The organism is Nocardioides jensenii JCM 1364 = NBRC 14755, assembly GCF_001552535.1.
GTDB lineage: Bacteria > Actinomycetota > Actinomycetes > Propionibacteriales > Nocardioidaceae > Nocardioides > Nocardioides jensenii.
Map to the genome: position 1 here is coordinate 1 of NZ_BCRJ01000182.1, position 790 is coordinate 790.

Genomic DNA, 790 nt, shown 5'->3' on the forward strand with positions numbered 1-790 from the left:
ACGGCGGGTGGGTCAGGTGGTGAGTTGTTGGGCGCGGGTGGCGGCGTCGGTGAGTTCGTCGCCGTCGATGGCTTCGGTGCGGTGGAACCATTCGAGTGCGTCGTTGGTGCGGCCGGCTGCTTGGAGGGTGTCGGCGTAGGTGTAGCGGAGTCTGACGACCCAGGGTGCGCGGGTGTTGGTGTTCAGGGGTGCGTATTCGAGGGTGCGTAGTGCTGCGTCGAATTCGCCTAGGTCGCGGCGGGCGCCGGCTTCGACGATGGTCATTTCGGCTTTGGCTTCGGGGGTGAAGTTGGCCACGGCGGGGCTTTTGGCCAGGGCGAGTGCGCGTTCGGGGCGGCCCAGGGCGCGTTCGCAGTCGGCCATGATGGGCAGGTAGGCGGTGGCGCCGTTGATGCGCTTGGCGGCGCGGAGTTCGGCGAGTGCTTCGGCGTACTCGCCGGCGGCGTAGGCGGCTTCGCCGCAGGCTTCACGGACCACGGCCAGGCGCGATGCACGGGCGCGGGCGGCGAGGGTGTGTTGGTAGGCGGTGGTGGGGTCGGTGTCGATGAGCAGGCCGGCTGCGGCCAGGTGGCGGGCGACGCGGTTGGCGAGTTTCTCGGGAAGGCCTTTGAGCTGGGCGGCCACGGATCGGTCGAGTTCGCGTCCGGTGATCTCGTCGGGGATCGGGGGTCCGTCGTAGCGGGCCTGGTCCTGGGTGCGGGGGCGTTGGTCCTCGGCGGGGCGGGACCAGTCGCCACGGCGCCCGCCCTGGCCACCTTGGCTGCTTCGCCCGCCCTGCCCGCCCTGGCCA

At 71.1% G+C, this 790-nt stretch carries 1 protein-coding gene; it reads right to left on the minus strand.

All coding sequences use genetic code 11. The features are described 5' to 3' along the window. Positions 1–12: 12 nt before the first annotated feature. Positions 13–790: hypothetical protein (locus tag NJ4_RS26185; RefSeq protein WP_067442136.1), on the minus strand; the 778-nt coding region annotated here is incomplete at its 5' end.